The 13,012-nt window shown below is 72.9% G+C and carries 10 protein-coding genes; 7 read left to right on the top strand and 3 right to left on the bottom strand.

Annotated features, from left to right (window positions below; translation table 11 throughout):
* Positions 1-7: 7 nt before the first annotated feature.
* A complete protein-coding gene (locus tag J5X86_RS24575) occupies positions 8-2,821 on the bottom strand; it encodes a peroxidase family protein (RefSeq protein ID WP_208518909.1) in 2,814 nt (937 codons plus the stop codon).
* A gap of 159 nt (positions 2,822-2,980) precedes the next feature.
* Here J5X86_RS24575 and J5X86_RS24570 point away from each other — a divergent pair, with 159 nt between their 5' ends.
* From J5X86_RS24570 to J5X86_RS24545, 6 genes are all read left to right on the top strand, one after another.
* Entirely contained in the window at positions 2,981-3,847 is an 867-nt protein-coding gene (locus tag J5X86_RS24570; RefSeq protein ID WP_208518908.1) for an Fpg/Nei family DNA glycosylase, read from the top strand.
* A gap of 207 nt (positions 3,848-4,054) precedes the next feature.
* On the top strand, positions 4,055-5,266 hold the full coding sequence (locus J5X86_RS24565; RefSeq protein ID WP_208518907.1) for an FAD-dependent monooxygenase: 1,212 nt from the start codon (positions 4,055-4,057) through the stop codon (positions 5,264-5,266).
* Between the two features lie 140 nt (positions 5,267-5,406).
* Positions 5,407-6,726 carry an NAD(P)/FAD-dependent oxidoreductase gene (locus J5X86_RS24560; protein WP_208518906.1) on the top strand — a complete coding sequence of 440 codons (1,320 nt, stop codon included), beginning with the start codon at positions 5,407-5,409 and terminating at the stop codon, positions 6,724-6,726.
* A gap of 27 nt (positions 6,727-6,753) precedes the next feature.
* Positions 6,754-8,592, top strand: a complete 1,839-nt coding sequence (locus tag J5X86_RS24555) for a transketolase (RefSeq protein ID WP_208518905.1) — start codon at positions 6,754-6,756, stop codon at positions 8,590-8,592.
* Positions 8,593-8,675: 83 nt separating this feature from the next.
* A complete protein-coding gene (locus tag J5X86_RS24550; RefSeq protein WP_208518904.1) occupies positions 8,676-9,764 on the top strand; it encodes an NAD-dependent epimerase/dehydratase family protein in 1,089 nt (362 codons plus the stop codon).
* Between the two features lie 230 nt (positions 9,765-9,994).
* Positions 9,995-11,062 (top strand): phosphatidylinositol-specific phospholipase C domain-containing protein, encoded by a 1,068-nt coding sequence (locus tag J5X86_RS24545; RefSeq protein WP_208518903.1) that lies wholly within the window; start codon positions 9,995-9,997, stop codon positions 11,060-11,062.
* Positions 11,063-11,111: 49 nt separating this feature from the next.
* Here J5X86_RS24545 and J5X86_RS24540 read toward each other — a convergent pair whose 3' ends face one another.
* Together J5X86_RS24540 and J5X86_RS24535 are read right to left on the bottom strand one after the other, a co-directional pair.
* Entirely contained in the window at positions 11,112-11,324 is a 213-nt protein-coding gene (locus tag J5X86_RS24540; protein WP_078639048.1) for a dodecin, read from the bottom strand.
* 84 nt (positions 11,325-11,408) lie between these two features.
* On the bottom strand, positions 11,409-11,870 hold the full coding sequence (locus J5X86_RS24535; protein WP_078639047.1) for a universal stress protein: 462 nt from the start codon (positions 11,868-11,870) through the stop codon (positions 11,409-11,411).
* Positions 11,871-11,976: 106 nt separating this feature from the next.
* On the opposite strand from J5X86_RS24535, the gene J5X86_RS24530 reads away from it, so the two are divergent.
* A complete protein-coding gene (locus tag J5X86_RS24530; RefSeq protein WP_208518902.1) occupies positions 11,977-12,828 on the top strand; it encodes a metallophosphoesterase in 852 nt (283 codons plus the stop codon).
* Positions 12,829-13,012 lie beyond the last annotated feature (184 nt).

The following is a 13,012-nucleotide window of genomic DNA, read 5'->3' as shown; positions in this document are numbered from 1 at the left end:
GCCGCGGTCAGGACGCGGACGGCACCACCGGCCGCCAGGGCGCGAACGGACTCGCCCCGCGGGGCAGCACTCCGGCCAGCTCCGGGCAGTGCCGCAGGATCACCGAGGTCATGCTGGACTTCTCCACCCAGTCCAGCCCCTGCGGCGTGTACACCTCGGGCCGGAAATCCACGGTCAGAAGGCGATCGTCCTGAATCCGCCGGGTGGCCATGAGCAGCAGGACATGGCACGCGGTCTCGCTGAAGCCGGCCCCCTCGGGCCGGTTCTCCGCGAACAGCCCGACCATGGTGTCGATCTCATTGACCGAGGCGTAGACCTCCTCGAGCCGCGCGACCGTGTCCGGATCGGGGGACAGCTCCTCGAAGGAGCGGATCCGCGCTCTGCCCAGCCGGGCCCGGAAGTCGTTGTACCGCGGTACGCCCCGCCGCCGGGCCCGCATCAGATCCGCCACCGGCAGATCGAGGAGCTCGCCGTCCCGCTCACAACGCCGCAGTGCGCGCGGGTAGTTGCCCAGGGTGATCGCGCCCGGGTTTGCGATGCCGAAGGAGTAGAGGGCGTCGGCGAGCCCCGTCTTGCGCATCACCGCCTCGGCCGCCGCGCCCCGCACCTCGTCGAAGCCGAGCGACCGCGACCGCCGCCCGAAGCGGTGGTCGCACAGCTCGACGTCGTCCGGGACCAGCGGATGCGTCCGGTAGACCGTCATGAACTCCTCGGCGAGGGCGAACGGCACCCCGGGATGGTCCGGTACGCCGCGGGGGCCGCCCGCCGACGCGCTCGCCTCGAACAGCCACAGGCCGAGTCGGGACAGCCAATGGGCGGGCGGGCCCTGCCAGTTGGTCTTCGAGCCGAGGTCGATCACCTCGGTGGTGAGGATCGCCGGAATCCACTCCACCGTATGGATCTTGGCGATGAGCGCGGAGACCACCAGCCGGGCCGTGTGATGCACCGACTCCTCGTCCATCGCCGGATGGGTGCGGCGCAGCGCCTCGCACACCGCCTCGTGCTCACGGGCGAAGAGCGTGTGCATCGCACTGAGCCCCAGCCACCAGGCGCCGGCCGAGCCGATCGGCGGCACTCCGCCCGGGCCCAGCGGCAGATGGCCCTCCTCCAGGCGCGGCCCGGCGCCGCCGTACACCTGCGAGCCGTCCCACCGGTGGGAGGTGGCGCCGACCCAGTCCGGGGACTGGAAGTGGGTCCAGGCGGCAGCCAGGACATTGAGCGAGGTGGCGGGCCGGAAACGCTCCCGGTGCAGCAGCCGTCCGCTGACCGTGGCGGGGTGGGGCACATGGAACAGCTCGGGCCGGTGGACCGGTGACAGGCGACGGCCGACGGCGGCCCCGGCCACGTCTCTTTGCGCCATGCCCGGATCGCCGGTCGGGCCGTCGTACGAGCGCGCCACCCGCGGCCTCTCCCCGGCCGGGGCGGGGGCCGGATCGGGGCGCGGCGGCGCCTCGGGCGGGGCCGCGTCGAGGAGGCCGAGCCGGCGCAGCGTCCGGCCCAGCGCGACCGGGTTGAGCAGCCCCAGCGGGTCCGGCAGCCGATGCCAGGGCACACAGCGGTTGACCAGGCCGAAGGCCGCGCGCACCGGCAGGTCGAAGGCGGCGCGCACCGGAACGGGCAGCAGCGCGGTGGGACGCGGTTCGCAGGAGGGGCCTGGCCCGGCGGCAGGGCCTGGCTCGGCGGTGGGGAAGCGCAGGCCGAGGCGGTGCGCCGCGGCGACCTCGTACGCGGCCTTGCGCGCCCGGTTGAGATTGCCCAGCGGACGGAACTCCTCGGTGGTGTGCCAGGGGTTGAACGCCAGCAGCTCGACCCGGCGGGCCGCCGCCCGGGCCCGGGCGCTGTCCAGGTCCTGGCACGGCACGGTGAGCACCGCGACCGGGACGACCGGGGCGTCGCTCTCCCGCCACTCCACCGAGCCGTCCTCGACCGGGGTGTGGCGGTCGTCCAGATAGCGCTGCACACACAGCTCGAAGGCGATGTCGCCGGTGGACAACCGCATCGCCAGCTCACGGTCGAGATAGCCGGGGTCGCCGCGGTCGGGCGGGGGAGCGGCGGTGCCGCCGGGCGCCGGACGGAGTTGATACCGCACCGGACCGGCCGGGCCCCACAGGATCGCGCCACGGCTCCAGAAGGTCTCGCGGGCCAGCGAGCCCACCGTATGGCGGGTGGCGATCCGCACGTTGCGGCGCATCCGGTCGGCGGTGGCCCAGCCCACCGCCAGCGGCAGCCGGACGAAGAGCCCGAACGCCTTCTCCACGGTGCTCCCCGCGCCCGCCGTGGCCTTGGCGAAGGCGACGAACTCGTGCACATCGGCGGCATGGGACACCGGGAAGCTGGTGGCCAGCAGATCGTGGGTCTCCTCCGGACCGGCCTGGACCCGCACCGCCATCCGGCGCAGATCGGGCGTGGTGTCCTGCCGCTCGGTGCCGCTCGCGCTGGACAGCCGCACCACGGCCGGGTACTCGGCGCCCGGCCGGGCGTATCCCACGCACAGCTCCGGCGGAAGGTCGTCACGGAACCGCAGCCGGGCGTTCTCCACACCCAGCGCCGCCTTGGCCCGGAAGGGGCGCAGGAGCTGCGGGGCGCCCGGGCTGTCCGCGCCGCCGGGGCGTGCCCGCTGCGTCCGCATCAGCTCGCGGGTCAGCTTCTCGAAGCGCCGCCGCTCGGCCTCGGGGCTGCCGCCCTCGTACGCCTCATAGCCCTCGTACGTCGCGCCTCGCCTCCCGCCCGTCGCCTCGTGCCGTGCCGCCTCGCCGACGCGTGCCGCCGCACCGCCGCGTACTGCCTCGCTTCGCACGGACTGCTGTCCGGTGTCGACCATGGGGAACGCTCCGTACGGGGCAGGCTGGGACGAGAAGGGACAAAAGAGACGGTAAGGGAGCGCCCGCGAGGCCGCAGCCCGGAGCGGTGCGCCGGTGGTAACCGGCCCCCTCCGGGGCGCCCCGGGTGAATCGCCTGCGCCCTGCGGCACACTGGTGGCATGCCGGAGCTGCCCGAGGTGGAGGCCCTCACCGCGATCCTGGCCGAGCGCGCCGCCGGCCGGGAGATCGCCCGTGTCCTCCCCGTCGCGGTGAGCGTCCTGAAGACCTACGACCCGCCGCTGAGCGCGCTCGAAGGCCACACCATCACGGCGGCGGCCCGCCGCGGCAAGTTCCTCGACCTGGCCACCGACGGCCCCCATCTGGTCGTCCACCTCGCCAAGGCGGGCTGGCTGCGCTGGCGGGACGGACTCCCCGAGGCCCCGCCCCGCCCCGGCAAGGGCCCGCTCGCGCTGCGGCTGCTTCTGGCCGGTCCGGAGCGCTCCGGGTTCGACCTCACCGAGGCCGGGACGCGCAAGGGGCTCGCGGTGTACGTGGTCCGCGACCCGCAGGAGGTCCCCGGGATCGCCCGGCTGGGCCCGGACCCGCTCGACGACTCCTTCACCCTGGAGGCGTTCGCCGGGCTGCTGCGCGGCGTACGCCACCGGATCAAGGGGGTGCTGCGCGACCAGAGCGTCATCGCCGGGATCGGCAACGCCTACTCGGATGAGATCCTGCACGCCGCCCGGATGTCGCCCTACCGGCTCGCCTCGGACCTCACCGAAGAGGAGATCGCCGGGGTGTACGAGGCGATGGGCGCCACGCTGCGCTCCGCCGTCGAGCGCTCCCGCGGGCTGGCCGCCACCGACCTCAAGGGGGAGAAGCGCGGCGGCATGCGGGTGCACGGCCGCACCGGGCAGCCGTGCCCGGTGTGCGGGGACACCGTCCGCGAGGTGTCCTTCCGCGACTCCTCGCTGCAGTACTGCCCCACCTGCCAGACCGGCGGCAAGCCGCTCGCCGACCGGCGGCTGTCCCGGCTGCTCAAGTAGGCGGGACCGCTGATGCAGCGGAGCCGCTCATGTAGCGGGGCGGCTCATGTGGCGGGCCGCTCACGTGGCGGGTTGCCGGAGCTGTCCCAAATGCCGCCCACCACCGGGTAGTTGAACTGCCGCTCTTGACCCGGGGGGCTCCGGTCCGCCATATGGTGCTGTCGCAACCCCATGACACGACCACCCCACGCCACGTCACGGAGCACCATGACCACAGCCCTGATCATCGGTGGCGGCATCGCCGGCACGGTGACCGCGATGGCCCTGCGGAAAGCCGGGATCGACGCGGTCGTCTACGAGACGTACCCCACGGACGCCACCGACGCGGGTGCGTTCCTCGTCGTCGCCGCCAACGGCCTGGAGGCATTGCGCACCATCGACGCCCATGAACCGGTGCTGGAGAACTCCTTCCCGGTCGGCCGCGTCGAGTTCATCAGCAACACCGGCAAGCGGCTCGGCAACCGGCCCATGTCCGGATCGCAGGACGGTGGCCTCGGCTCCGTCACACTCAAACGCGCCACCCTCGCCCGGGTGCTGCGCGAGGAGGCCGTGCGCCGCGGAGTGCGCATCGAGCACGGCAAGCGGCTGCTCGCCGCACACACCAGCCCCGACGGCCGGATCGTCGGCTCCTTCGCCGACGGCGGGCGCGCCGTGGGCGATGTGCTGATCGGCGCGGACGGCATCCACTCGCTCGTCCGCAGGTCCATCGACGCGGCCGCGCCCCGGCCTCGCTACACCGGACAGCACACCGTCTGCGGCTACACCCGTGACGCCGAGACGCCCCCGGACCCGGACGCCTACACCATGATCTTCGGCAAGCAGGCGTTCTTCGGCTGCACCACCGCCCCGGACGGCGAGGTGTGGTGGTTCTGCAACGCCCCCGCCGAGGAGATGTCCCAGGGTGAGCTCGCCGCCATCACCGCCGAGGAGTGGCGGGAGCGGCTGCTGAAGCTCTTCGCCGAGGACAACACCCCCGCCGCCGACCTGGTCCGCGCCACCGGCGACGCCATCGTGGCCACCGCCGCCTACGACATCGTCTCCACCCCCACCTGGTCCGAGGAGGCCATGGTCATCGTCGGCGACGCCGCACACGCCTGCGCGCCCAACGCCGCCCAGGGCGCGTCGATGGCCATCGAGGACGGTGTCGTGCTCGCCAAATGCCTGCGCGATCTGCGCTCGCCCCAGTCGGCCTTCGCCGCGTACGAGGCGCTGCGCCGGGAGCGGGTCGAGAAGGTCGCCGCGGCCAGCGCGGGCATGGCCCGCCGCACGGCGCCGGGGCCCGTGGCGCGGGCCCTGCGCGATGCCACCATGCCGCGCAAGCTGGACCGGGCCGGCAACGGCGCCCCCGACTGGCTGACCGGCTACCGCATCGACTGGGACGAGCCGGTCGACGCGCAGACGGCCCGCCGGCGCCGCTGACCCACCGCGGCCCCGCCCCCGGACCGTACCGGGACCCTCCGGAACGCGGTCCCGGGGGCGGGGCCGCGTGGGCCCGACGTTTGGTCCGGACTCTCACGGGCACTTGGTGCTCCCTGGCCCCGTATGCCCGGGAGATTAGTGTGAGCCCAGTACGCATAGTGATCGTCGGTGCCGGTTTCGCCGGTTATCAGGCCGCCCGTGACCTCTCCCGCACCCTGCGGGGCGCCGCGGACATCGTCCTGATCAACCCCAATGACTACTTCCTGTATCTGCCGCTGCTGCCCGAAGTGGCGGCCGGGGTCCTGGAGCCCCGGCGGGTCTCGGTCTCCCTCACCGGCACCCTGCCGCATGTCCGGCTGGTGCTGGGCGAGGTCCACGGCGTCGACCTGGACGCCCGCCGGATCTCCTGGCGGGACCCGGACGGACGGACCGGCGAGATGGCGTACGACCGCCTCATCCTCTCCGTGGGCAGCGTCAACAAGCTGCTGCCGATTCCCGGTGTGGCCGAGCACGCCCATGGCTTCCGCGGCATGCCGGAGGCGCTCTACCTGCGCGACCACGTCACCCGGCAGATCGAGATGTCCGGCACCAGCGAGGACCCGCGGGAGCGGGCCGCCCGCCGCACCTTCGTGGTGGTCGGCGCCGGCTACACCGGCACCGAGGTGGCCGCCCACGGGGTGCTCTTCACCGACTCGCTCGCGCGCGAGAACACCACGCTGCGCGACGCGCCGCGGCCCCGCTGGCTGCTGGTCGACATCGCGCCCCGGGTGCTGCCGGAGCTGGACAAGAAGCTGTCCCGCACGGCCGACCGGGTGCTGCGCAAACGGGGTGTGGAGATCCGCACCCGTACCACGGTCAAGGAGGCCACCTCGGAGGGCGTTCGGCTGGACGACGGCGAGTTCATCGACACCCGGTCGCTGATCTGGTGTGTCGGGGTGCGCCCCGACCCGCTGGTGGAGCAGCTCGGGCTGCCGACCGAACGCGGCCGGCTGAGGGTCGACCAGTATCTGGCCGTGCCCGGCCATCCGGAGGTGCTGGCCTGCGGGGACGCCGCCGCCGTACCCGATCTGACCCGGCCGGGCCAGTTCACCCCGATGACCGCACAGCACGCCCACCGGCAGGGAAAGGTCGCGGCCCACAACGTCCTGGCCTCCCTCGGACGCGGCGACCCCAAACCGTACAAACACCATGACCTCGGGTTCACCGTCGACCTCGGCGGGGCGCAGGCCGCCGCGGACCCGCTGCACATACCGCTGTCCGGGCCAATCGCGGGCGCGGTCACCCGCGGCTATCACCTGATGGCGATGCCGGGGAACCGGGTCCGGGTCGCCACCGACTGGCTGCTCGACGCGGTGCTGCCACGTCAGGCGGTGCAGCTCGGGATGGTCCCCCCCTGGGCGGTGCCGCTGGACACCGAAACGCCCGAGGTCGCGCAGACGGTACGGGCGGGTCGCGGCTGACCGTCGGCGAAACCTGGAAGGAGAACAATGCGACACGAACAACTCAGCGAGCTCGGCCAGCAGCTCCGTGTGGACTCGGTGCGCGCCGCCGATGCCGCCGGGTCCGGCCATCCCACGTCGTCGATGTCGGCGGCGGACCTGATGGCCGTCCTGATGGGAAGCCATCTGCGCTATGACTTCGAGCAGCCCGAGCGTCCGGGCAATGACCACCTGATCTTCTCCAAGGGCCACGCCTCCCCGCTGCTCTACTCGGTCTACAAGGCGGCCGGGGCCCTCCGCGACGAGGAGTTCATCACCTTCCGCAAGCGCGGCAGCAGGCTGGAGGGCCACCCCACGCCACGGCTGCCGTGGGTGGACGTGGCCACTGGATCGCTCGGGCAGGGCCTGCCCTACGGCGTGGGCATGGCGCTGAGCGGCAAGCGGCTCGACCATGTGCCCTATCGCGTCTGGGTGCTGTGCGGCGACAGCGAGATGGCCGAGGGTTCGATGTGGGAGGCGTTCGAGCACGCGGGCTATGAGCGGCTGGACAACCTCATCGCCATCATCGATGTGAACCGGCTCGGCCAGCGCGGCCCCACCCGCCATGAATGGGATCTGGACGCCTACGCGCGGCGCATCCGCGCCTTCGACTGGCACACCATCGAGATCGACGGCCATGACATCGAGGCCATCGACCGCGCCTACGCCGAGGCGCTGTCCACCGTCGGCCGCCCCACCGCCATCATCGCCCGCACCATGAAGGGCCGCGGCGTCGCCTCGGTGGAGAACCGCGAGGGCATGCACGGCAAGCCGCTGAAGAACCCGGAGGAGGCCATCGCCGAACTCGGCGGCGTACGCAACCTGGCCGTGCCGGTGCTCGGTCCGCCCTCGGTCTCTCCCACCCGGCCCTTCGCCGAGGGCCCGCTGGTCCTGCCGCGCTACAACACCGGCGACTCGGTCCCCACCCGTGACGCGTTCGGCGAGGCGGTGGCCGCCGTCGGCACCGCCCGCGGCGATGTGGTGGCGCTCGACGGCGAGGTGGGCGACTCCACCCGCCTGGAGTACTTCCACAAGGAACACCCCGAGCGGTACTTCGAGTTCTTCATCGCCGAGCAGCAGCTCGTGGCCGCTGGCGTCGGCATGCAGGCCCGCGGCTGGAACCCGTACGTCTCCACCTTCGCGGCCTTCTTCACCCGCGCCTACGACTTCATCCGGATGGCCGCCATCAGCGACGCGGACCTCAACCTCATCGGCTCCCACGCCGGGGTGGCCATCGGTGAGGACGGCCCCTCGCAGATGGGCGTGGAGGATCTGGCGGCCATGCGGGCGGTGCACGGCAGCACGGTGCTCTACCCGTGCGACGCCAACCAGACCGCCCAGCTGACCGCGGCCATGGCCGCCGAGTCCGGCATCTGCTATCTGCGTACCACCCGCGGCGGAACGCCGGTCATCTACCCGCCCACCGAGAGCTTCCCCATCGGCGGCTCCAAGGTCGTCCGCGCCACCGACGACGACCAGGTCACCCTGATCGGCGCGGGGGTCACCCTGCACGAGGCCATCGAGGCCGCCGACCGGCTCGCCCAGGAGGGCATCCCCGCCCGCGTCATCGACCTGTACTCGGTCAAGCCGGTGGACGCCGAGACGCTGCGCACCGCCGCCGAGGTGACGGGCCGGCTGATCACCGTGGAGGACCACCACCCCGAGGGCGGACTGGGCGACGCGGTGCTCGGGGCGTTCGGCGACGGCCGCCCGGCGCCCCGGACGGTCCGGCTCGCGCTGCGCACGATGCCGGGCTCCTCGACCCCCGACGAGCAACTGAGCGACGCGGGGATCGACGCGGACGCGATCGTCGCGGCCGCGCGGGAGCTGGTCGGCCGGGCCGGCTGAGGAGGCGGACGGCCGAGTAGCGCCGGGACGGCCGAGGACCCTGGGACGGCCGAGGACACGACGCGGCCGGAAGGAGCGGACACATGGGCATCAAGCAGGGCATGCGCGTGGTGGTGGTCGGAGCCACCGGCAACGCCGGTACGAGCGTCGTCCGCGCGCTCGGCGAGGCCCCGGACATCGAGTCGATCGTGGGCGTCGCCCGCCGGGTGCCCAACTGGTCGCCGCCGAAGACCACCTGGGTACGGGCGGACATCGGCCGGGACGCCGGTGCGCAGGCCGATCTCGTACGGCACTTCGAGGGCGCCGACGCGGTCGTCCACCTCGCCTGGCTGATCCAGCCCAGCCACCGGCCCGCCGTCACCTGGGACACCAATGTCCTCGGCAGCATCCGCGTGTTCGAGGCGGTGGCGCGGGCCGAGGTGCCGGTGCTGGTGTACGCCTCCTCGGTGGGCGCCTACTCACCCGGCCCCGAGGACGGCCGCCCGGTGGACGAGTCCTGGCCCACCCACGGCTGGCCGGAGGCCGCGTACTGCCGTGAGAAGGCGTATGTGGAGCGGGTGCTCGACGCCTTCGAACGGGAGCGTCCGCAGATCCGGGTGGTGCGGATGCGGCCGGGCTTTCTCTTCAAGGAGGAGGCGGCGGCCGAGCAGCGCCGGCTGTTTATGGGGCCGTTCCTGCCCCGGCGGCTGATCCGCGCCGGCTTCCTGCCCGCGGTCTTCGACCTGCCCGGGCTGCGCCTCCAGGTCCTGCACACCGACGACGCCGCCGAGGCGTACCGCCTGGCGCTCGGCCGGCAGGTGCGCGGCGCCTTCAACCTCGCGGCCGAACCGCCGGTCGACGGCGAGACGCTGGCCGGCCTCCTCGACGCACGGACGGTGCGGATCCCGCGCCTCGCCGCCCGCTCGGCCATGGCCACGGCCTGGCATCTGCGTCTGCTGCCTCCCTCACCCCAGCTGTTCGACGCGGCCCTGCGGCTCCCGCTGATGGACACCACCCGTGCCCAGGAGGAACTGGGCTGGCGGCCCCGGCACACCGCCGTCGAGACGCTCCGGGAGTTCCTCACCGGGCTGCGGCGCGGCACCGGTATGGATCAGACCGCCCCGCTGGCTGCCAAGCTGCCCGGCGGACGGCCGCGCGAGGCCGCGACGACCGGTGTGGGGGAGCGACCCTGACCCCGAGCCACTGACCCCGCCGATCCCCTGACCCCGAAAAGGGCCCCGGCCGGGGCGTCGGCCGGGTGGGAAACGGCCCCAGCCGTGTGAGACGCGGCACATGAGACGGGCTCAGCGGCAGCACCGCCGCGGGGCCCGTCCCGCTGTGACCCATAGCCCCTCGTAACCCGTGACGCGACTCCCGTACGCTTCTGCCCAGTTGGTCGGGTTGTCGACGAGGGTGGGGACACATGGGCAGGGTGGGGAATCCGGCGCGCGGTCATGCCCGGCGCACGGGAACGGTGGCGGTCGCAGCGGCGGCCGCCGCACTGTGTCTGACGGCACCGGCGGAGGCCCGGCCCGCCGCCGCGGACGATCCGTCCTATTCCGCCACCACCTCGGTAGGGGTGCACAACGCGTACGAAAAGGCCAAGTATCCGTACTTCGCCGACGCGCTCGACTCCGGCGCCTCGCTCCTGGAACTCGACGTGTGGACCAATGCGTTCGGCGCCGGCTGGCGGGTCTCACACGGCAATCCGCTCGGCAACGACAACAACTGTGAGAACGCCGCCGGCCCGGACGAGCTGCGCACCAAGCCCCGTGACCAGAGCCTGACCGGCTGCCTCGCCGATATGCGGGCCTGGCACCAGGCCCATCCGGGCCACCGTCCCATCTTCATCAAGGTGGAGATGAAGGACGGCTTCTACGGCAAGAGCGGACGCGGCCCGGGCGACCTCGACGCCCTCCTCGGCGCCACCCTGGGCGACGCGCTGCTGCGCCCGGCGGATGTGGTGGGCGGCCACGCCAACCTCGACGAGGCGGTGCGGGCGGACGGCTGGCCGTCCCGCTCCGCGCTCGCGGGCAAGTTCGTCGTCGAGCTGATCCCGGGCACGGTCGAGGAGAACAACCCGCTGGACTCGCTGTGGACCGACCGTGAGTACGCCACCCATCTGCGGGACCTGTCCGCGGCCGGGAAGCTCGGTCAGGCCGCCGCCTTCCCCGCCGTCCACGGCGCCGCCTCGGGCGACCCGCGCACCCGCTACACCGACGCCACCCTCCGGCCGTGGTTCGTGGTCTTCGACGGGGACGCGTCCACGTATGTCACCAGCGGTGTCGACACCGCCTGGTACGACGACCGCCACTACCTGCTGATCATGACGGACGCGCACAACGTGGCGCCCGCGATCGACGGCACCAGCCCCACCGAGGACCAGGCGCGCACGCGGGTGTCCGAACTCGCCGCCCGGCACGCCAGCTTCGCGACCGCCGACTGGTATCCGCTGCCGTCCGTGCTCTCCACCGTCGTGCCCCGTGGCTGAGCACGCGACCGCTGAGGCCGTGCCCGCTGTGCTGCGGGCCCGGCCGGGGTCAGTCGGGGTCCTCGAGCCGGAATCCGACCTTCAGCCCCACCTGGTAGTGCGCGATCCGGCCGTCCTCGATATGCCCGCGCACTTGACCGACCTCGAACCAGTCAAGATTGCGCAGCGTCTTGGAGGCACGGCCGATGGCGGTGCGGATCGCGTCGTCGACGCTCTCGGTGGACGAGCCGACGATCTCGCTCACCCGGTAGGTGTGGGCCATGACAGTCTCCCCGGTCCCTGGGGTGGTCCGTTCGTTTCTCCCACCGTGCCTCACCGCGCCGGGCTCCGCGAGCCGGCAGGGGTCCTACGGCACCACCGTGACCGGCCAGCGGCCCGCCTTGACCAGCCGTACGGCCACCGAGCCGATGAAGCGGTGCCCGGCCTGCTCGGACGCGCCCACCACCACGGCGTCGGCCTTCAGCTCATCGGCCGCCTGGGCCAGGCCGTTGTACGGATCGCCCCGGAAAGTGTGGAACTCCCAGCGCACGTCGAAGACCCCGCGCAGCCGCTCGGTGGCCTCCCGCATCTCCGTCATCAGCTCCTCGGCCACCTCGCCCGTGGTGTCGGCCACCGAGGCACCCAGCGCCGCCCCGGCGGCCAGCACCGGCTGGATATAGACCACGACGAGCAGCGCCTTCTGGCGTCTGGCCAGTCCGGCGGCGTAGGCCGTGGCACGCCAGGAAGATTCGGAACCGTCCAGTCCGGCGACGATGACCTTGGGTCCGTCGGTTCCCCGTTCAAAAGACGGAGGGAGTTTGTCCACCACATCTGCGAGGCTAGCGCCAGGGACGGTCCGGTGATCACCCGGCCCGTCCCGCGGCGCGTGAGCACCGCGACCGCGTCATGACCGCCACCGTACGACAGGAGAGACAATGGGTGGCACCCACGGGGGCGAACTCCTCGCAATCAGCGACCTGCATGTGGCCTATTCGGAGAACCGGGCGATCGTGGAGCGGCTGCGGCCCGGCTCCGACGACGACTGGCTGATCGTCGCGGGGGACGTCGGCGAGGTCTTCTCCGAGATCGAGGAGGTCCTCGGCCTGCTGAGCGAGCGCTTCGCCAAAGTCATCTGGTCACCGGGAAACCACGAGCTGTGGACCCATCCCAAGGACCCCTTGGAAGCCCGGGGGGTGGCGCGCTACGAGGCGCTGGTGGAGATGTGCCGGGCCAAGGGCATCGTCACCCCCGAGGACCCCTACCCCCTCTGGGAAGGCATCGGCGGACCGCTGGTCATCGCCCCGCTGTTCCTGCTCTACGACTACACCTTCCGCCTCGACGGCATGGCCACCAAGGAGGCCGCGCTGGCCCACGCCCATGAGGTGGGCGTGGTCTGCACCGACGAGCACTTCCTGCACCCCGACCCCTACCCCACCCGCGACGCGTGGTGCCGGGCCCGGGTGGCCGAGACCGAGGCCCGGCTGGCGGCCGTCGATCCGGGGCTGCGGACCGTGCTCATCAACCACTGGCCGATGACCCGGCTGCCCACCCGGGTGCTGCGCTACCCCGACTTCGCGCTGTGGTGCGGCACCGAGCTGACCGCCGACTGGCATGTGCGGTTCCGGGCCGAGACCGTCGTCTACGGCCATCTGCACATCCCCCGGACCACGGTGGAGGACGGGGTGAAGTTCCAGGAGGTCTCGGTCGGCTACCCCCGGGAGTGGAAGGCCCACGGCCGGCTGCCGGAGGACCCGCTGCGCCGGATCCTCCCGGTGCCGGTGCCGTAGGGGCCGCACGGCGTCCGACGGGCTCACGGTCTCCGGCGGGCCCGGGGCGTCCGGGGGGCCCGGGGCGTCCGGTGGGCCCACGGGGTCCGGGGGGCTCGCGGGGTCCGGAGGGGACGAGGTGTCTGATGGGCTCAGGGGGTCTCTGGTGGGCTCAGGGGGTCGGTGGGCTCCGGGCGTCTTGACG

It is taken from the genome of Streptomyces sp. NEAU-YJ-81 (assembly GCF_017592595.1).
In the GTDB taxonomy this organism is placed as follows: Bacteria; Actinomycetota; Actinomycetes; order Streptomycetales; family Streptomycetaceae; genus Streptomyces; species Streptomyces hygroscopicus_B.
This window is presented reverse-complemented; position numbering and strand designations above follow the sequence as displayed.